Origin of the sequence: Bacillus sp. MHSD_36 (genome assembly GCF_030757775.1) — a bacterium.
Lineage (GTDB): Bacteria > Bacillota > Bacilli > Bacillales > Bacillaceae_G > Bacillus_A.
Window position 1 is genome coordinate 729,781 of sequence record NZ_JAVBIS010000002.1, and the last position, 18,000, is coordinate 747,780.

The 18,000-nt window shown below is 36.9% G+C and carries 19 protein-coding genes and 2 other annotated features; of the genes, 7 read left to right on the forward strand and 12 right to left on the reverse strand.

Translation table 11 applies throughout. The annotated features are described in order from the left end of the window. Positions 1-5: 5 nt before the first annotated feature. The 3 genes from Q9B79_RS11915 to Q9B79_RS11925 form a co-directional block, all read right to left on the reverse strand. A complete protein-coding gene (locus Q9B79_RS11915) occupies positions 6-140 on the reverse strand; it encodes a YuzL family protein (protein WP_000039590.1) in 135 nt (44 codons plus the stop codon). A 99-nt stretch (positions 141-239) separates the two neighbouring features. Next, positions 240-1,631 carry an asparagine--tRNA ligase gene (asnS, locus tag Q9B79_RS11920; protein WP_306184437.1) on the reverse strand — a complete coding sequence of 464 codons (1,392 nt, stop codon included), beginning with the start codon at positions 1,629-1,631 and terminating at the stop codon, positions 240-242. A gap of 52 nt (positions 1,632-1,683) precedes the next feature. Continuing rightward, positions 1,684-1,935 (reverse strand) — a binding site (T-box leader). A gap of 136 nt (positions 1,936-2,071) precedes the next feature. Continuing rightward, on the reverse strand, positions 2,072-2,911 hold the full coding sequence (locus tag Q9B79_RS11925) for a helix-turn-helix transcriptional regulator (protein ID WP_306184439.1): 840 nt from the start codon (positions 2,909-2,911) through the stop codon (positions 2,072-2,074). A gap of 104 nt (positions 2,912-3,015) precedes the next feature. Here Q9B79_RS11925 and Q9B79_RS11930 point away from each other — a divergent pair, with 104 nt between their 5' ends. Both Q9B79_RS11930 and Q9B79_RS11935 read left to right on the forward strand, forming a co-directional pair. Continuing rightward, positions 3,016-4,233 carry an MFS transporter gene (locus Q9B79_RS11930; protein ID WP_306184441.1) on the forward strand — a complete coding sequence of 406 codons (1,218 nt, stop codon included), beginning with the start codon at positions 3,016-3,018 and terminating at the stop codon, positions 4,231-4,233. Then, positions 4,220-4,615 (forward strand): carboxymuconolactone decarboxylase family protein, encoded by a 396-nt coding sequence (locus Q9B79_RS11935; protein ID WP_306184443.1) that lies wholly within the window; start codon positions 4,220-4,222, stop codon positions 4,613-4,615. Before Q9B79_RS11930 ends, Q9B79_RS11935 begins: the two co-directional genes overlap by 14 nt. A gap of 57 nt (positions 4,616-4,672) precedes the next feature. On the opposite strand, the gene pheT is transcribed toward Q9B79_RS11935, so the two are convergent. The 3 genes from pheT to Q9B79_RS11950 form a co-directional block, all read right to left on the reverse strand. Next, positions 4,673-7,093 carry a phenylalanine--tRNA ligase subunit beta gene (gene pheT, locus Q9B79_RS11940; RefSeq protein WP_306184445.1) on the reverse strand — a complete coding sequence of 807 codons (2,421 nt, stop codon included), beginning with the start codon at positions 7,091-7,093 and terminating at the stop codon, positions 4,673-4,675. Between the two features lie 18 nt (positions 7,094-7,111). Beyond that, positions 7,112-8,146, reverse strand: a complete 1,035-nt coding sequence (gene pheS / locus Q9B79_RS11945) for a phenylalanine--tRNA ligase subunit alpha (RefSeq protein ID WP_000388219.1) — start codon at positions 8,144-8,146, stop codon at positions 7,112-7,114. A gap of 43 nt (positions 8,147-8,189) precedes the next feature. Next, positions 8,190-8,418: a binding site (T-box leader), on the reverse strand. A gap of 48 nt (positions 8,419-8,466) precedes the next feature. Continuing rightward, positions 8,467-9,264: a TrmH family RNA methyltransferase gene (locus Q9B79_RS11950; RefSeq protein ID WP_306184448.1), complete on the reverse strand. Its 798-nt coding sequence runs from the start codon at positions 9,262-9,264 to the stop codon at positions 8,467-8,469. Between the two features lie 82 nt (positions 9,265-9,346). Between Q9B79_RS11950 and sspI the strand changes: the two genes are divergently transcribed. From sspI to Q9B79_RS11970, 4 genes are all read left to right on the forward strand, one after another. After that, positions 9,347-9,556: a small acid-soluble spore protein SspI gene (gene sspI, locus Q9B79_RS11955; protein ID WP_000009513.1), complete on the forward strand. Its 210-nt coding sequence runs from the start codon at positions 9,347-9,349 to the stop codon at positions 9,554-9,556. Positions 9,557-9,883: 327 nt separating this feature from the next. Then, entirely contained in the window at positions 9,884-10,441 is a 558-nt protein-coding gene (locus Q9B79_RS11960; protein ID WP_098638790.1) for an HD domain-containing protein, read from the forward strand. A gap of 138 nt (positions 10,442-10,579) precedes the next feature. Continuing rightward, on the forward strand, positions 10,580-11,293 hold the full coding sequence (locus Q9B79_RS11965) for a CPBP family intramembrane glutamic endopeptidase (protein WP_306184451.1): 714 nt from the start codon (positions 10,580-10,582) through the stop codon (positions 11,291-11,293). A 158-nt stretch (positions 11,294-11,451) separates the two neighbouring features. Then, complete coding sequence (locus Q9B79_RS11970; RefSeq protein ID WP_306184452.1) at positions 11,452-11,796, forward strand: DNA-binding protein; 345 nt, start codon at positions 11,452-11,454, stop codon at positions 11,794-11,796. Between the two features lie 62 nt (positions 11,797-11,858). Here the strand turns inward: Q9B79_RS11970 and Q9B79_RS11975 are convergent, their stop codons facing one another. Together Q9B79_RS11975 and Q9B79_RS11980 are read right to left on the reverse strand one after the other, a co-directional pair. Further along, positions 11,859-13,658: a DHA2 family efflux MFS transporter permease subunit gene (locus Q9B79_RS11975; protein WP_306184453.1), complete on the reverse strand. Its 1,800-nt coding sequence runs from the start codon at positions 13,656-13,658 to the stop codon at positions 11,859-11,861. Positions 13,659-13,670: 12 nt separating this feature from the next. Then, positions 13,671-14,324 (reverse strand): HlyD family secretion protein, encoded by a 654-nt coding sequence (locus Q9B79_RS11980; protein ID WP_306184454.1) that lies wholly within the window; start codon positions 14,322-14,324, stop codon positions 13,671-13,673. Between the two features lie 297 nt (positions 14,325-14,621). Here Q9B79_RS11980 and Q9B79_RS11985 point away from each other — a divergent pair, with 297 nt between their 5' ends. Beyond that, positions 14,622-15,239 (forward strand): TetR/AcrR family transcriptional regulator, encoded by a 618-nt coding sequence (locus tag Q9B79_RS11985; RefSeq protein WP_048531603.1) that lies wholly within the window; start codon positions 14,622-14,624, stop codon positions 15,237-15,239. Between the two features lie 40 nt (positions 15,240-15,279). Here Q9B79_RS11985 and Q9B79_RS11990 read toward each other — a convergent pair whose 3' ends face one another. From Q9B79_RS11990 to rpmI, 4 genes are all read right to left on the reverse strand, one after another. Beyond that, positions 15,280-16,365, reverse strand: coding sequence for a M42 family metallopeptidase (locus tag Q9B79_RS11990; protein WP_087957139.1), 1,086 nt, complete (start codon positions 16,363-16,365; stop codon positions 15,280-15,282). A gap of 69 nt (positions 16,366-16,434) precedes the next feature. Continuing rightward, positions 16,435-16,926, reverse strand: a complete 492-nt coding sequence (locus tag Q9B79_RS11995; protein ID WP_000365050.1) for a dUTP diphosphatase — start codon at positions 16,924-16,926, stop codon at positions 16,435-16,437. Positions 16,927-17,395: 469 nt separating this feature from the next. Then, positions 17,396-17,752 carry a 50S ribosomal protein L20 gene (rplT, locus tag Q9B79_RS12000; protein WP_001138362.1) on the reverse strand — a complete coding sequence of 119 codons (357 nt, stop codon included), beginning with the start codon at positions 17,750-17,752 and terminating at the stop codon, positions 17,396-17,398. 37 nt (positions 17,753-17,789) lie between these two features. Further along, on the reverse strand, positions 17,790-17,990 hold the full coding sequence (gene rpmI, locus Q9B79_RS12005) for a 50S ribosomal protein L35 (RefSeq protein WP_001125945.1): 201 nt from the start codon (positions 17,988-17,990) through the stop codon (positions 17,790-17,792). Positions 17,991-18,000 lie beyond the last annotated feature (10 nt).

Consider the following 18,000-nt stretch of genomic DNA (forward strand, 5'->3'; position numbering starts at 1 on the left):
TTATGTTAGCTTCGTTTCTGCTTCTTATTAGATGAAGATACTTTATGAGAACCTGTTTCATGTGTTGTCGTTCCTTGTCCTTCTACTTCTGGAGAACCTAGGCCCGATCTTGAATGATCTTTTTTCACTTTTTTACTCATTTATATTCACCCCTTCGCGTTACTTTTTGCTACGGGAGAATAAACTATACAATATACAAAATAAAAAGCGAGAGGAAATCCTCTCGCTTTTTTCATATTTTAGAATTCAGAAGAACCTGGAGTTCTTGGGAATGGAATTACGTCACGGATGTTAGCCATGCCAGTGATGTACATTAGGAAGCGCTCAAAACCTAGACCGAATCCAGCGTGTTTTGTACCGCCGTATTTTCTAAGTTCTAAGTACCACCAGTAGTCCTCTTCGTTCATACCTAATTCTTTAATTCTGTCTACTAAAACGTCCATTCTCTCTTCACGTTGGCTTCCGCCGATTAATTCGCCGATGCCAGGAACTAGAAGGTCAGTAGCAGCTACCGTTTTACCGTCGTCATTTAAGCGCATGTAGAATGCTTTAATGTCTTTCGGATAGTCAGTTACGAATACAGGGCGTTTGAAGATTTCTTCTGATAAGTATCTTTCATGCTCTGTTTGTAAGTCAATACCCCATTCTACTGGGTATTTGAAGTCAGCACCTGACTCTTGAAGCACTTTAATTGCTTCTGTATATGTGATACGACCGAAGTCAGAGTTAATTACGTTGTTCATGCGCTCTAGAACTGTTTTATCAACGAAGCTGTTGAAGAATTCCATTTCTTCTGGTGCATGTTCTAATACGTATTTCATTGCATATTTCAGCATATCTTCTGTAAGGTTCATTACGTCACCTAGTTCAGCGAATGCAATCTCAGGCTCAACCATCCAGAACTCAGCAGCATGGCGAGTTGTGTTTGAGTTTTCTGCACGGAATGTAGGTCCGAATGTGTATACATCACGGAATGCTAATGCATAAGCTTCAGCGTTCAGCTGTCCACTTACCGTTAAGTTTGTTTCTTTGCCGAAGAAGTCTTTTGATTCATCAACTTGTCCATCTTCGCCTTTTGGTACGTTGTTTAAATCTTGCGTTGTTACGCGGAACATTTCGCCCGCACCTTCTGTATCACTACCAGTGATGATTGGTGTGTGAACATGTACGAATCCACGCTCTTGGAAGAATTGGTGAATTGCAAATGCTGCAATAGAACGTACGCGGAACGTTGCAGAGAATGCGTTTGTTCTTGGACGTAAGTGAGCAATTGTACGTAAGTATTCAAACGTGTGACGTTTCTTTTGAAGTGGGTAATCAGAATCTGATAAGCCCTCGATATCAATTTTGTCTGCTTTAATTTCAAATGGTTGCTTCGCTCCAGGCGTTGCAATTACTTTACCTTCTACTTTAACTGAAGAGCTAAGTGGAAGTTTTGCAATTTCTTTGAAGTTATCTAATTCTGTATCGAAAACGATTTGAACGCTTTTGAAGAAGCTACCATCGTTTAATTCGATGAAACCAAATGCTTTTGAATCACGTAAGTTACGAATCCACCCTGATACTTGTACTGTTTGACCTGCGTATTTTTCTGTATCTCTATACAGACTTTTTACTAATGTGTTTTCCATAGTGAAATTCTCCTTTGCTGATATATTTAAATACAAAAAAACCTTTCATCCGTAAAGGGACGAAAGGTTAAACTTCGCGGTACCACCCAATTTGTCATAAAGACCAACTTTAACTCGTATGTAATACATACTTCCCGGTTTGTAACAGGCCGGATTCCCGTCTAAGTCTACTCTTGAATACAAGATTCAATTTCGGTTAGCAACTCCAAGGTGTTCTTCACATATACCGCCTCATCAGGCTCTCACCGTCCCTGACTCGCTTTGGATTATAGTATATACTACTTTTCCTTATCATCGTCTTTCATTTTGTTAAACTAAAATTAATGTACTACATTCGGGGGAAAGATGCAAGATGTCGGAAAATATATCAGTATTTTTCTTTTTTCAACAACATATATTTAAACGATTTTCATGAGAGATTAATTCGCTACCGTATTATCCTAATTTCCTTTTAATAATTCTTTCATCTTCATTTCTGTATCTTTCTCTATACGTGGCTGATAAATTGTAAGCTTTAATTCAGGTGCATCATAAACCTGGAGTGTAACATGATCCATGACCAACGTTCCCGCGACAGGATGTAAAAGTACTTTCCGACCAATAGGTGTTCCTTGCACTTCATGATTTGACCACCACATACGAAATTCGCTACTTCTTTCCGTAAGTTCCTCAATCACATTTTTAAACCACTCATCCCCAATAAATTGTGTATATGTAGAGCGGAACTGCGCAATTAAACGTTGTGCATGATTTTCCCAGTTTTCAAATAGTTTACGATATTCTTTTGATGTAAAACAACGCCAAACTGCATTTCGATTTCTCTCATCCATTTCACCAAAATCACCAAATACAACGCTGGCAGCCTGATTCCAATGAACAATGTTAAGCTTTTCATCAATTACATAAGCAGGACAAAATTGTAATTGATCTAATAACCCCTCTAGAATCGTATTTATATGTCCAGCAATCGGCTTCTTTATTTGAGAAGGTAGTGAAAGGTTTGCCAATAAAATCAAATGATTTTTCTCTTCCCCCTCCAACCGAAATACACGAGAAATTGACTCTATAACTTCTTGAGAAACTTGGATATCACGCCCTTGTTCTAACCATGTATACCATGTCAATCCAATCCCAGCTAATTGTGCAACTTCTTCCCGTCTTAATCCTTTTATTTTTCTTCGCTGACCAACTGGTAAATTAAATTGCTCAGGAGTCAATCTAGCGCGGCGGCTTTTCAAAAAATCTGCTAGTTCCTTCCTTCTATCTGCATCGCTTAACATATAATATTCCCCTTTATTAGTGGTAGTTTTTATACCAGTATAAATACACTCCTATTTTCATTATAAACCTACCTTTATCTTAATAAGTAAAGGAGGTGAATTTTATGATAATAAAAAATATAGAAACGCATTCTTTTGAACTCACACAGCGATTTGTTTTATTTATGGCGGTAATATGTGGTTTTACAGTAGCAAACGTGTATATAAATCAAACCCTTTTAGTAAGTATGGCCCATACTTTTCATGTTTCAGAAACTAGAATCGGTGTTGTTGCTACCGTAACCCAAGTCGGATATGCATTAGGAAATCTTTTCATAGTTCCTTTAGGGGATATACTTGAGAGAAAAAAATTAATTTTAATTTTATTGTCTCTCATTTGTATTAACTTAGCTTTAGCAGCTTTCTCGACAGATACGACTTGGCTAATTACAGCTAATTTTATTCTTGGATTTGTTACAATCATCCCCCAGATTGTAATCCCTTTCGTCTCTCAATACGCCACTGATCGAAATAGAGGTCAAATTTTAGGAAATGTATCCATCGGTCTAGTTTGCGGCATTTTAGGAGCTCGATTAATTAGCGGATTCATTGATATTCACTTCGGATGGCGAACTGTTTATGGAATTTTTTTTATGAGTACATTCATTCTTATGTTATTAGTGAAAATGTATTTCCCTAAAGGAGATAAGATTCATCACATGCAATATAAAAAGCTTCTCTTTTCTTTCATCCCACTCTTATTGCAAGAGAAAATGTTACGAAAAGCTTGTTTAAGTCAAGGGATGGTATTTGGAGCTTTCAGTGTTTTTTGGACTACACTTATTTTCTTATTAACTACACATCCTTATCATTACAGTAGCTCTACTGTTGGATTAATCGGTTTAGTAGGAATAGTAGGAGCATTTGCAACACCTATTATCGGGCGCATTATAGATAAAAAAGGAGCCATATTTGCGAACGCTTTATGTACGTCTATTTCATTTTTTTCTTTTTTACTATTTTTATTTTCAGGGTACTGGTTACCAGGACTCATTGTAGGGGCTCTTTTACTTACAGCTGGCACTCAAGCAAATCAAGTAGCTTGTCAAGCACACCTTTTCCAATTACATCCTGAGAAACGAAGTAGTTTGAACGGCATATACATGGTGGCAACATTTCTCGGTGGGTCTATAGGCTCTTACTTCGGACTGCTCGTCTGGAGTAAATGGCAGTGGACCGGAGTATGTATTCTTGAAATTTCCATGATAAGTATTACACTAATCTCATTTATAAAAATGCCCAATTATACTAGAAGGGAAGATGTATGTAATGAAAGAAACTAGCGTGAATTATGAAAAAGGGATGGAAATTTTAGCAAAAATCTCTCCTGAACATTACCAAAACATCGTAAATAACCTTGCAGATTCTGTTGCACCTGATTTAGGAACATTAGCTGTAGAATTTAACTACGGTCAAATTTTTGCCAGACCAGGTCTTGACTTGAAATCTCGATTACTTGCGACCGTTGCTGGATTAACAGCTTTAGGGAATACTGAACAACTGAAATTTTATATAAACGGAGCTTTAAACGTCGGATGGACAGAAGAAGAAATCATTGAAGTAATGATGCAAATGATTATATATGCCGGATTTCCTGTAGCATTAAACACCATTTTAACGGTTGCTACCGAAGTATTTACAGAACGAAAAACAGATACAATGTAATTAAAAATAAAAAGGTTGAGTCCCCTTCAATGGGTGCTCAACCTTTTTATTTAAAAATTACTTACGTAACTCCGCACCAAATTTCTCTTCTACCGTTGTTAATACACGGTTATGTGCTTCTGTTACTTCTTCGTCTGTTAACGTACGTTCTGCATCGAAGTAAGTCATAGAGAATGCAAGTGATTTCTTGCCTTCTTCCATTTTTTCTCCTTCGTATAAGTCAAATAGTGTTACGTCTTTCAGAAGTTCTCCACCAGCTTCAGCAATAACTTGCTTCATTTCGCCAGCTTTTGTTTCTTTCGTTACGACAACAGCCATATCACGTGTCATAGATGGGAAACGTGGAATCGCTGCGTAGTAAGTTTCTTCTGCATCTGCACCGAATACTTTTACAAGAGATAATTCGAATACGAATGTATTTTTCACATCTAATTGTTTTTCTGCTTCTGGGTGCAATTGACCGATGAAACCAATTACTTCGCCATCTAATACGATGTCAGCTGTACGACCTGGGTGCATACCTTCACGTTTTGCTGGTGCATAAGTGATTTGGTTTGAAACGCCAAGTACGTCGAATAATCCTTCTAGTACACCTTTCACAACGAAGAAGTCTACTACTTTCTTCTCACCTTGCCATGCATGATGAAGAGCAAGACCTGTCATAACACCTGCAAGATGTTGTTCTTCTTTCGGAAGTTCTCCTGCTTCTGTCGGTAAGAAGATAGAACCTACTTCGTATAAAGCAACGCTATCGTTTTTACGTGCAACGTTGTATGAAACTGCTTCTAACAATTGTGGCACTAGGCTTAAACGAAGTTGGCTACGCTCTTCACTCATTGGAAGTGCAAGACCTACAGGCGCCTTTTCGTTAGGCTCAACCATGTATTGTTTCGCTTTGTCAGCGCTTGTTAATGAATATGTGATCGCTTCATATAAACCAGCACCTTCTAAGAAGCGACGTACTTTACGACGTTTCGTTTGTGCTGATGTTAATTTACCACGAGTCATTGTTCCAGAAGGTAATGTAACTGGAATGTGGTCATAACCGTATAGGCGACCCACTTCTTCTACTAAGTCTTCTGAAATTGTAATATCAGGACGACGTGCTGGTACATTCACATGGAATGTTCCTTCTACTTCTGTGAATGGGAATTTTAAGTTTGTGAATATTGTACCCATTTCACTTGCAGAAATATTTGTACCTAATACACGGTTTACTTTTTCAGCAGTAACAGATACTGTACGCTCTTGTACTTGTAAGTTGTCAGCTTCTACTACACCTTCAAGCGCTTCTCCGCCAGCGTATTTCGCCATTAAAGCAGCTGCGTGTTGAATTGCTTCAAACGTACGCGTTGGGTCGATTCCTTTTTCGAAACGTGCACTTGATTCACTGCGAAGACCTAAGTCTTTTGATGTACGGCGCACTGTTTGACCTGCAAAGTATGCAGATTCAATTAAAACGTTTACTGTCTCGTTTGTAACTTCAGAATCAGCTCCACCCATTACACCAGCAACAGCTAAAGCTTTTGTACCGTTTGTAATTACAAGGTGGTGATTTTGTAACGTACGCTCTTGATCATCTAACGTTTCAATCTTTTCGCCTTCTTTTGCAAGACGAACAACGATTTCTTTTGAACCTAATTTATCGTAATCGAATGCATGTAACGGTTGACCGTATTCCATTAAAATGTAGTTTGTAATATCAACTACGTTGCTAATTGGACGAATGCCAGCCGCCATAAGGCGTGTTTGCATCCACATTGGTGATGGGCCAATTTTTACGTTCTTCACCATTTTTGCAATGTATAATGGGTTTTCTTCTTTCGCTTCTACACTTACCGAAATGTAATCGGCAGTTTTTTCTGCTGTTTCTTGTAAGTCGATAGCTGGAAGTTTTACTTCACGACCGTAAATAGCAGCGACTTCATATGCAACACCTAGCATGTTTAAGCAATCTGCACGGTTTGGTGTTAAACCAAGCTCAAGTACTTCATCATGTAAGTTTAAAATTTCAAGTGCATCTGCACCAACTTCAGCGTCACTTGGGAAGATGAAGATACCATCTGCATATTCTTTTGAAACTAACTTTCCATCAATGCCAAGCTCTTGAAGCGCACAAACCATACCGTGAGAAGCTTCACCACGTAGTTTTGCTTTTTTAATTTTGAAATTACCAGGAAGTACAGCACCAACTTTTGCAACTGGTACTTTTAAACCTTTTGCAATGTTAGCAGCACCACAAATAATTTGAACTGGTTCTTCTTCACCGATATCGATTAAGCATTTGCTTAACTTATCAGCTTCTGGGTGTTTTTCACATTCTAATACGTGACCAACTATAACACCTTTTACACCTTTATTTAATACTTCAACACCTTCTACTTCAATACCACTTTTCGTGATTTTGTCTGCTAGTTCTTGTGCTGTTACATCTTTAATATCTACATACTCTTGTAACCAACGATATGATACGAACATACTTATCCTCTCCTTCCCTTACGCTCGTTTGAATTGTTGTAAGAAACGTACATCATTTGTATAGAAATGACGAATGTCATCTACGCCGTATTTCAACATTGCGATACGCTCTGCGCCCATACCGAATGCGAAACCTTGATATTCTTTTGAATCATAACCAGCCATTTCAAGTACGTTCGGGTGAACCATACCTGCGCCTAAAATTTCGATCCAGCCAGTTCCTTTACATGTGCCGCAACCTTTGCCGTGACACATCATACAAGAAATATCCATCTCTACAGATGGCTCTGTGAATGGGAAGAAACTTGGACGAAGACGGATTTCACGATCTTCACCGAACATCTTTTTCACGAATACTTGCAGTGTACCTTTCAAGTCACTCATGCGAATGTTTTTATCGATTACAAGACCTTCAATTTGCATAAACTGGTGTGAATGCGTCGCATCATCGTCATCGCGGCGATACACTTTACCAGGACAAATAATTTTGATCGGACCTTTTTCTTTATTATTTTCCATCGTACGTGCTTGTACAGAAGATGTATGTGTACGTAATAACGTTTCTTCTGTAATGTAGAATGTATCTTGCATATCACGCGCTGGGTGATCTTTCGGTAAGTTTAATGCTTCGAAGTTATAGTAGTCTTTTTCTACTTCTGTTCCTTCAGCTACTTCATAACCCATACCGATAAATACATCTTCAATTTGTTCAACAACAGCTGTTAACGGATGGTGACAACCTGTTTCAACAGGACGACCTGGTAATGTAACATCAATTGTTTCAGTTGCTAATTTCGCTTCAATTACTGCTTTTTCTAAGTTACTGATTTTGTCGTCTAGACGCGTTTGAATTGCTTCACGTACTTCATTTACTAATGCTCCCATACGTGGACGCTCTTCTGCTGATAATTTTCCCATGCCGCGTAATACTTCTGTAATTGGGCCTTTTTTTCCTAAATACGCTACGCGTACATCGTTTAAGCCTTTTAGCTCTTTCGCTTCTTCAATAAGCTCTAACGCTTTTTGCTTTAGCTCTTTTAAACGTGCTTCCATTTGGAACCCTCCTAATTTTAAAAATAAAAAAACCTCGCTCCCAAAAAGGGACGAGGTAAATTCGCGGTACCACCCTAAATTGACAGAACATGTCTGCCCACTCATTAGTTATAACGATCAATTCTGACCGGAACGCCTTTACATGTACATGGTCCTGGCGTCAACTCCAGAGGTGAATTCACTTCCGTCTACCATAAGAATGCTTTCAGTCTACGGCATTCTCTCCCTATATGGCGATTTTGTAAGCTACTCTTCTCTATCAACGTTTTTCGTTATTTAACTTTTAATATAATGTACTTCAACTTATTATAAGAAGTTTTTTATTTGTTCGCAACCGGGCTTTGCAAATAATACGTTAAAATCCCTGCTGCAACTGCAACATTTAATGATTCTGCCCCGCCGTAAATCGGAATATACAAGTTTTGATCCGTTTTCGCAAGAATTTCTTGGCATACGCCATTTCCTTCATTTCCTACAATTAATGCAAAACTACCAGCTGGTGTTACTTCCCCATACGGAACTCCATTTTCAAGAGCTGTTCCATATACAGGAACGTTCTGTTCTTTTAGCTTGTCTACCCATTCTTCTAAGTTACCTTTTACAACTGGTAAGTGGAAAATAGAACCTTGTGTAGAGCGAAGCACTTTACTATTATATGCATCAACGCATCCTTCTCCAAGCACAACGGCATGAATACCAGCTGCATCAGCTGTACGAATAATTGTCCCTAAGTTACCCGGGTCTTGCAGGCCATCTAATAAAAGAAACTTCCCATCAGCAAGTGCTACTTCCTTCTCATGCTTTTCACAAACAGCAAATACACCTTGCGTCGTTTCTGTTTCACGAAGTACTTTTACGATAGCTTCAGGTACGATATACATTTCTACATCATTAACTGTCCAATCTTTCGGAAGGTCTGTCTGATCTGAAACGATAAGTTCCGTTACAATCCCTGCCTTTAAAGCTTCCTCCACTAAGTGGAATCCTTCTACAAAAAATAAACCTTTTTTATCACGCTCTTTTTTCGTTTGCAGCTTTTTCCACTGCTTCACACGCGGATTTTGTACTGAATCAATGTTTTTCATAATATGTATTTCCCTCTCTTCTTGTCTTATCATTATAGCCTATTTTTCATACATATTTACATAAAAAAGAACAAAAACTAACGTCAGTTTCAATTCTGAAGAAGAGGTGAAAATAATGAGTTTTAATTTACGCGGTGCTGTATTAGCAAATGTATCTGGTAATACACAAGATCAATTACAAGAAACAATTGTCGATGCAATTCAAAGCGGTGAAGAAAAAATGCTGCCAGGTCTTGGTGTTTTATTTGAAGTCATTTGGAAAAACGCTGATGAAAATGAAAAGCACGAAATGTTAGAAACACTAGAGCAAGGATTAAAAAAATAAACAATTTGAAAATCACCTTTGCATAAGCTAGGGTGATTTTTTTGCGGGAATTTTTTTCTTCTCCTAAACATTTCTACTTTACTAACGCTACTTGATGGAGTACAATGTTCAAAATACATTTAAACCAATCGATTTTTCTTCATATACACCATAAGATAAAGTGAAACTTTAATTAGCGGGGAGGGGTGTTCATCCCCACTAATTATTAGTTGAACCAATCGGGCTTTTACGGGCAGTTGATTCCTCACCTAACTTCCTCGTATTCGCTGAATTTTGAAGTAGGAATCTTACTGCCCGTTAAAGCGGGATAAAAGGAGTGAATGTTTTATGCACCGTATTACGCTTGAACAAATTTTCAAACACCATATTACACAAAAATACGTAAATCGTTCTGGGATGGTCCACGCGATTGCTGTCGCTTACCATGCGTTTCACTTAGCTAAAAAGCATCACGCCTCAGTCGATGCTGCGACAAAAGCTGGTTTCCTTCATGATATCGGACATCATACATGGTATACAGGCGGCGAATGGGACTATGATTTATATAAAAAGAATGATATACACGCAATTAAAGGAGCAGAAAGAGCTCATAAATTGCTTATTAGATTAGGGGAGCACCCTAAACTAGCAAAAGAAATTTCTATCGCAATTCTTCTGCATACAGATTCTTTCTTAGTGGAACAAGAAATTGAAAGAACATCTCTTCAAAATATTATTAAATGGGCAGACGAAGCAGATGAAGAACCGGGCGGAGCGCATCATTATAGAACAATTTCTTATGAAAAAGCATTAAAAGCTATTCAGCAGTTAGATCGATTGGTAGAGCGCGAATTGCAAATAGAGCAATCAAAATTGAATAACAAGGCCGAACATAGTTATCAATGAGAAAGAGGCATCACTATAGGGTGATACCTCTTTTATTATTTTATGGAAATACATCATTATATGTAATATTTAAATATTACACTCGAAAGCAAAACGCTTTATAATTAAATATACAAATATAAAGAGGTGATTTTATAAATGCAACCCGCTACACAACTTTCTAATGAACAAAAACACTCTATGTCATGGGGACAATTTATTAGCTCCGTTTTATTCGCTTTTTTCGGAACCGGACTTATTACTGTGTTCCTCGCAATGCCCTTAACAATTTATACAGCCGGTCTTACAGATAAAAAACAAATCGCCCTGTATGAATCTATCGTAAATACTGCAAGTATCGTATTACAACTAGCCGTGTTGTTATTCTTCATTTTCAAATTCGAACCCGCAAAAAATTTACTACTAAAATCTTTTAACTTTAAAGCACTTAAAGAATGGCGCACATACGTATACTTACTTCTTTTCTTCGCTATAAACATTATACTCAATTATATCTTGTTAAATTATGTGTTCCAAGACGCAACAAAGCAGCAATCTTCCGCACTAAACTTAGATACTTTTAAGCAATATCAAATATTATTACTTCTCGGCTTCGCAATACTTACACCAATTTTTGAAGAGCTTATTTTCCGTGGTTTTATACTTCGCTTCTTCTCAGAACGCTTTCCATTTTGGATTGCAGCCATCATAACAAGTTTCTTCTTCGGTGTCGCTCATACATACTCACTTGGGGTTATGGTAATTACTTTCTTCATGGGATTATTAATGGCTATTTTATGTAAAAAAACAAAATCTATTATTCCAGCTATGTTATTTCATATTATGAATAATATGTTGGCGTTCTTGAGTTAAAAAGAGGCATCATTGCGATACCTCTTTTATTAATTCGTATCGTTACTTCTCATTTCTATCAATTTATTAATAATATCCAAGATAAACCTCATGTAGTAAAATATAACTCATTACTTAGAAGGAGATTATATATGTTTAGCTTACTTTGAGTTGTTTATATGCCACTTCTTGTTTTATGTGGATTTTTCGGTGGTATTTTCTTAATTATTACTAGCGTGAAACACCGTAAATTATTTGTCGGTTTAATGGTGCTACTTAGCTTCTCCTTTGTCACTCTACCTTTTGTTTTTTTGGGCATGGGAGTGGAGAGCAATACAATCCTGCCTATTTCAACTACTTTATATTGGATTCTGTTTTCTTTAACTGGATTATTGGCAGGATTGAGTGGATTACAAGCAAAGATTAAAAGTATACGTAATATGGGATTCATTATTTTTATCGCCGGCATATTAGAGGTTATCTTCTGGGTACTTATGTCTGTAGGGGATTCATACTATATATAATATTTTTTAGAAATCCATAAATCAGAGGTAATACAGAAGTGTAAAGTAAAAAAGCAGGGAATTTAATTCCCTGCTTTTTTATTTGGTTTATTGCCTGATGGTAAGAAGAACGATAATACCCAAGCAATACCTGCAAGTATCGTTGCAATTAAGAAGGCATCGTTAATACCGTTAATTGCCGATAACTTCGAAATTTGCCCAAATAATAGTTGCGTGCTCATCGCATCTCCTGCTTGCGCTGATCCAGCTAAGGCCGCTAAGCTTTGCCCCATACCATGTACTTTATCAACTAAAATTGGATTTGAAGTTGTTAACATGTTGCCGTAATCTGCTACGTGAGCAGTTGTTTGTTGCGTCATAAGTGTGATTAAAATCGCTGTTCCGATTGAACCAGCTACTTGTCTTGACGTATTTTGCGTTGCCGTACCGTGAGAAATTAATTTCATCGGCAGTGCGTTCATACCAGCTGTCATAATTGGCATCATAATGAATGACATACCAATCGAACGTATAATATAATCCGTCATAATAACGCTATATGGCGTATCCATTGATAACTTTGTAAATTCATATGTCGCATAGGTCGTAATTGCCAATCCAATTATCGCTAATGGACGAATACCATATTTATCGAATAATTTACCCGCTACTGGTCCCATGATCCCCATAATTAATGATCCTGGAAGAAGTAGTAAACCAGATTCAATTGGCGTAAAGCCACGGATGTTTTGCAGATATACCGGAAGTAATAACATACCCCCGAATAATGCCATTGTAACGATTGCGTTAATTACTAAAGTAAAAGTAAATACTGGGTATTTAAACACTTGTAAATCAAGCATTTTATTATCTGTTGTTAACTCTCTCCAAATAAATAACGCTAAACCAATTACACCGATAACAAGCGAAATAACAACTTCGGCGCTAGTCCAACTATTATTTCCAGCTTCACTAAATCCATACAGCAAGCTTCCTAGTCCAATACTTGAACTAACAACACCAAATACATCTAATTTCGTATTAGACACTGGCTGAGCTAATGTAAAGAATTTTAAAGATAGGAACGTAATAATTAAACCAATTACAAACATTCCATAGAACATTAAGTTCCAGCTATAGTTTTCAATAACCCAGCCCGTTACAGTTGGCCCGATAGCTGGTGCTAAAATCATTGCAACGCCTAGTAATCCCATCGCTGCTCCGCGCTTATTAGGCGGGAATAATGTCATAAAGATATTCATACCAACCGGCATTAAAATACCTGCACCGACCGCTTGAATAATACGACCTGTCATCATCATTGTGAAGTTTCCTGATGTAGCACAAATGATAGATCCTACCGTGAAGAATAACATGGCCGCAACAAATAATTTACGATACGTAAATCGTGAAACTAAAAAGGCACTAATCGGTACTAAAATACCATTTACAAGCATGAAGCCTGTAATTAACCATTGTGCTGTTGATGTTGACACGTTAAATTCATTCATTAACGGAGGCAATGCAACGTTAATGATCGTTTGGTTTAAAATAGAAACGAACATACCAAGAATTAATACTGTTACAACTGCTTTTACATTTACATTCTCTATAGGCATAGACGGTTGTTTTTTCGGCATTTCTTTTTCTTGTTTTTCTTCTTCTTGCTTGCCTGTTTCTAATTCAACTACATTAGAAATTTCTACTTCTTGCTTTTGTTCTATTTCTTTCTCTTCTGTTTCTACTTTACTTACTTCTATTTTACTTACGGCTGGGACTTGTTCTTCTCCCGCGTTCGTTTTTTTCTTTCGTAAAAGACGATTTACAAGGAAGAAGACGATTATACAAAATAGTGCATATCCTACAATTGCAATTGAGGACATCTCATCTCCCCCTTACTTATGAATACGAACTGACACATTCATTCCAGGAACAATATTTACTGATTTACTATGGTCTAAAGAAATTTTAACTGGTACAACTTGCTTTACTTTTGTATAGTTCGCTGTTGCGTTACTTGATGGTAACATTGAGAATGTATTTGCTGTTGTTAATCCAACTTGTTCTACTTTCCCTGTTAACGTTGTGTCTGGGTATGCATCTACATACACATCTACTGTTTGACCTTTTTGAACATCGTCAATCACTGTTTCTTCAATGTTTGCTGTTACCCATAAATTGTTCATATCAAATGCATAAGCAATTGGGCTACCTGCTCCAACGAAAGCATTTGTCGTTGCGTTTGATTGTACAACTGTTGCATTTTGCGGAATTGTTACATCTACTGTTTGTTCCCCATTTGCTGCCGCTACAGTAACCGCACCTAATTTATCGTTCTCACTATAATTCTTACCCACTTCAGCTTTCCAGTCCGTTAATTTACCTGCTACTGGTGAAGCAACCGGAATTACCTTTCCATCAATTTTTGCATTATCTGTTTTTAAGTAATTTTCCGTTTGGTTGTAATAGTAGTAACCGCCAATACCGCCGCCAACTAGTACAATTAATGTGATAATGTTGATAATTACCATTCTTCGAAACTGATTCATTGCATTCCTCTCCTTATATCGCATATAATTTTTTTCTAAACTATTTATGTCCTTATTGTTTAGATTGTTTAATTGTTAATTATATTAACTTTTAAACAAAAAAATCACACCATCTGCGGTGTAAATCGAAATTTATCTACCTGCGAGCGGTGCTGATTTCTGAAGGACTATCGTTTATAATTATAAATAATTATTTGGAATCTACAACCGACAATTTACGTATGAAATGTCGCTTAAACAACAATATAATACCAATATGTTGTTTAAGTATAGAAAATTAAACGAGGGGAAGTAAAAATGTCTATTAAAAATACAAATGATCCACGTGTAAAGCGGACGAGACAACTCATACAGGATGCTTTTGTCGCTTTAGTAGGCGAAAAAGGATTTGACGATGTAACTGTTCAACATATTGCAGAACGTGCTCCAGTAAATCGTGCTACATTTTATAGTCATTACCATGATAAATATGACTTATTAGACAAAAGCATCGAAGAAATGTTAGAGAAGTTAGCCGAAGTTATTAAACCAAAAAATAGAAATAAAGAAGAATTTCAACTTACTTTTGATTCACCACATCCGACATTTTTAGCTTTGTTCGAGCATATAGCAGAAAATGCGAACTTCTATAACGTTATGCTTGGCGATAAAGCTGCTGGAAACTACTCTTATAAAATGATGAAAACGATACAAACACATTTAACATTAAGCTTATCTATTTCACAGCCCGATGATAAAGATCTTATGGTTCCTCGTGATATTTTAATTAGTTATGTGACAGGAGCTCATATCGGGATGATTATGTCATGGTTAAAAAGAGGGATGATATATACCCCGCATTTTATGGCTATGCAATTAACTCGTTTAATTATTTTAGGAGCTCATACTGCCGCAGGATTAGAGAGACCTTTTTAAAACGTAAAAAAGCGAAGGAGCACCTCCTTCGCTTTTTCTATTAATTAAATGTAATGTTATGTACAGCCTCTTTATCAAGACGTTTAATAACTTCTACAATTAACTTCACTGCATTTTCATAATCATCACGATGTAACATTGCCGCATGAGAATGGATGTAACGCGTTGCAATCGTAATAGCCATAGACGGAATACCATTTACAGCAATATGGATTGCACCTGCATCCGTTCCGCCGCCAGCTACTGAATCATATTGGTATGGAATTTCCAATTCATCAGCAACATCAACTACAAAGTCACGTAAACCTGTATGACCAATAACAGAAGCATCATATAAAATGATCTGTGGTCCATCACCCATTTTACTTTGTGCTTCTTTTGACGTTACACCAGGTGTGTCACCAGCGATACCAACATCTACTGCGAACGCGATATCTGGTTTAATATAGTTTGCAGATGTTTTCGCACCACGAAGACCAACTTCTTCTTGTACAGTCCCTACGCCGTATACAACGTTTGGATGCTTTTCATCTTTTAATTGTTTTAATACGTCAATTGCAATTGCACAACCAATTCGGTTATCCCATGCTTTTGCAAGTAACATTTTTTCATTCTTCATCACTTGGAATTCAAAGTAAGGTACAACTTGATCTCCTGGTCGTACGCCCCACTCCATTGCTTCTTCTTGACTAGAAGCACCAATATCGATGAACATGTCTTTAATTTCAACTGGCTTTTTACGTGCTTCTGGAGGTAAGATGTGCGGTGGTTTTGAACCGATTACACCTGTTACATCGCCTTTACGCGTTACAATTGTCACGCGTTGTGCAAGCATAACTTGTGACCACCAACCACCAACTGTTTGGAAACGAAGGAAACCTTTGTCATCAATTTGCGTGATCATAAAACCAACTTCATCTAAATGACCTGCAACCATAATTTTCGGGCCGTTTTCTTCCCCTACTTTTTTCGCAACTAAACTTCCTAAATTATCAGTAGAAAGCTCGTCTGCAAACGGCTCAATATATTTCTTCATTACTTCGCGTGGTTCACGTTCGTTACCCGCAATACCACGTGCATCTGTTAATTCTTTTAGCATTGTCAATGTCTCGTCTAATTTTGTCATTGCCAACACCCTCCTTTTTCTTCAGTCACTTCATTATACAAAAGGAAATTGAAATATTCAAAAATTAACTTAGTATCCTTGTGTTTGACGCTGATGATTTACTTCGTTTTTATCTAAATATGCCTTTTCGATCTCTTCTTGTTCAAACTCAAGTGCTTGTCCAAGTCGAAGGTAGCTTGTAAATAATTCAATATAATTCGTAATAGATGGTTGATCTGTAAAACGAATTACTTTCGCATATGTGTCTAAGAAAATTTCTACTTGTGTTTTATTCGTCTGTGCACACTTATAGAATAGGAAGTTTTTATCAATACCTAAATCAATTCCGATTGATAAAATAAAATGTAAACCATCTACGTATTCTTCTAGTATGACTTCACGTTCTGATGCTGGTTTGTTGCTCCAATATTTAAAACAACGTGTTTCATTTGCAAGTTCTCCAATTTCTACAAGAAGAGCTAACATTTTTTCTTTTAACAACTTTTTCGGTTGTAAGTCATGCTCCTTCGCAATACGATCATCTAATTCTTTTTGTAATTTAAATAGTTGTAGTAAGTCCATTCTATTGTCCTCCTCCAACATCGCATTTTACGCAACAATGTTGTTTCATCTCAAAGTTCATTATTATTTTTCGTTTCTTATTAATAAGTCAGCTATCTACCTCTTTACAAAATAGCTTGTCCTTAATTTACAAATACGTTTCAATCATCACTATTAGATTGTTCACTCCGATTGGTGATAGTAAATAATTATCCAGGAATTGCCCACTAATAAAAATATTATTTTATCTGATGAAAGTTCCATATCATCTTTCCATTATAGCAGTGTCGTTTCAGGTAGGAAAGATACTCTTCTTTCCAAAAGGTGATAATTAAAAGAAGCCAGGAGGATTCTCCTGGCTTCATATATATATTCTTCTATATTGCTATAGCTTTTATATTGATTTTGTCATATCAATAACGACATATCTCTCTTTGTATACAAACAAAAAACCTTAGAAGAAAAATCTTCTAAGGTTTCAACTAATTAATTAGTTAATGTTGTTTTTTGCAACTGTTGCTAATTCAGCGAAAGCTTTTTCGTCATGAACAGCTAAGTCAGCAAGCATCTTGCGGTTAACTTCGATGCCAGCATTTTTAAGACCGTGCATTAAGCGGCTGTAAGAAAGACCATTCATACGAGCTGCTGCGTTGATACGTGTAATCCATAATTTACGGAAGTCACGTTTCTTTTGACGGCGGTCACGGAATGCATACATTAGAGATTTCATAACCTGTTGGTTAGCAACCTTGAATAATGTATTTTTTGAACCGTAGTAACCTTTTGCTAATTTAATTACTTTTTTACGACGTTGACGAGTAACTGTACCACCTTTTACTCTTGGCATAATATTACCTCCTAATTGTTCTATATATCAGCCGAACTTATTTTAAGTTGTCAAGCATTTGACGAATGCGTTTGAAGTCACCAGCGCTTACTACACCAGCTTTACGTAGTTTACGTTTAGCTTTTGTAGATTTGTTAGCGAATAAATGGCTTGTGTAAGCGTGAGAACGTTTCAGTTTACCTGATCCAGTCTTTTTGAAACGCTTTGCAGCGCCGCGATGAGTTTTTTGTTTAGGCATAGGTATTTCC

What these genes read in the sequence shown, in the direction of transcription:
- Q9B79_RS11915 (WP_000039590.1), bottom strand. Translation starts at nt 140, where the DNA reads ATGAGTAAAAAAGTGAAAAAAGATCATTCAAGATCGGGCCTAGGTTCT.
- asnS (WP_306184437.1), bottom strand. Translation starts at nt 1,631, where the DNA reads ATGGAAAACACATTAGTAAAAAGTCTGTATAGAGATACAGAAAAATAC.
- Q9B79_RS11925 (WP_306184439.1), bottom strand. Translation starts at nt 2,911, where the DNA reads ATGTTAAGCGATGCAGATAGAAGGAAGGAACTAGCAGATTTTTTGAAA.
- Q9B79_RS11930 (WP_306184441.1), top strand. Translation starts at nt 3,016, where the DNA reads ATGATAATAAAAAATATAGAAACGCATTCTTTTGAACTCACACAGCGA.
- Q9B79_RS11935 (WP_306184443.1), top strand. Translation starts at nt 4,220, where the DNA reads ATGAAAGAAACTAGCGTGAATTATGAAAAAGGGATGGAAATTTTAGCA.
- pheT (WP_306184445.1), bottom strand. Translation starts at nt 7,093, where the DNA reads ATGTTCGTATCATATCGTTGGTTACAAGAGTATGTAGATATTAAAGAT.
- pheS (WP_000388219.1), bottom strand. Translation starts at nt 8,146, where the DNA reads ATGGAAGCACGTTTAAAAGAGCTAAAGCAAAAAGCGTTAGAGCTTATT.
- Q9B79_RS11950 (WP_306184448.1), bottom strand. Translation starts at nt 9,264, where the DNA reads ATGATAAGACAAGAAGAGAGGGAAATACATATTATGAAAAACATTGAT.
- sspI (WP_000009513.1), top strand. Translation starts at nt 9,347, where the DNA reads ATGAGTTTTAATTTACGCGGTGCTGTATTAGCAAATGTATCTGGTAAT.
- Q9B79_RS11960 (WP_098638790.1), top strand. Translation starts at nt 9,884, where the DNA reads ATGCACCGTATTACGCTTGAACAAATTTTCAAACACCATATTACACAA.
- Q9B79_RS11965 (WP_306184451.1), top strand. Translation starts at nt 10,580, where the DNA reads ATGCAACCCGCTACACAACTTTCTAATGAACAAAAACACTCTATGTCA.
- Q9B79_RS11970 (WP_306184452.1), top strand. Translation starts at nt 11,452, where the DNA reads ATGCCACTTCTTGTTTTATGTGGATTTTTCGGTGGTATTTTCTTAATT.
- Q9B79_RS11975 (WP_306184453.1), bottom strand. Translation starts at nt 13,658, where the DNA reads ATGTCCTCAATTGCAATTGTAGGATATGCACTATTTTGTATAATCGTC.
- Q9B79_RS11980 (WP_306184454.1), bottom strand. Translation starts at nt 14,324, where the DNA reads ATGAATCAGTTTCGAAGAATGGTAATTATCAACATTATCACATTAATT.
- Q9B79_RS11985 (WP_048531603.1), top strand. Translation starts at nt 14,622, where the DNA reads ATGTCTATTAAAAATACAAATGATCCACGTGTAAAGCGGACGAGACAA.
- Q9B79_RS11990 (WP_087957139.1), bottom strand. Translation starts at nt 16,365, where the DNA reads ATGACAAAATTAGACGAGACATTGACAATGCTAAAAGAATTAACAGAT.
- Q9B79_RS11995 (WP_000365050.1), bottom strand. Translation starts at nt 16,926, where the DNA reads ATGGACTTACTACAACTATTTAAATTACAAAAAGAATTAGATGATCGT.
- rplT (WP_001138362.1), bottom strand. Translation starts at nt 17,752, where the DNA reads ATGCCAAGAGTAAAAGGTGGTACAGTTACTCGTCAACGTCGTAAAAAA.
- rpmI (WP_001125945.1), bottom strand. Translation starts at nt 17,990, where the DNA reads ATGCCTAAACAAAAAACTCATCGCGGCGCTGCAAAGCGTTTCAAAAAG.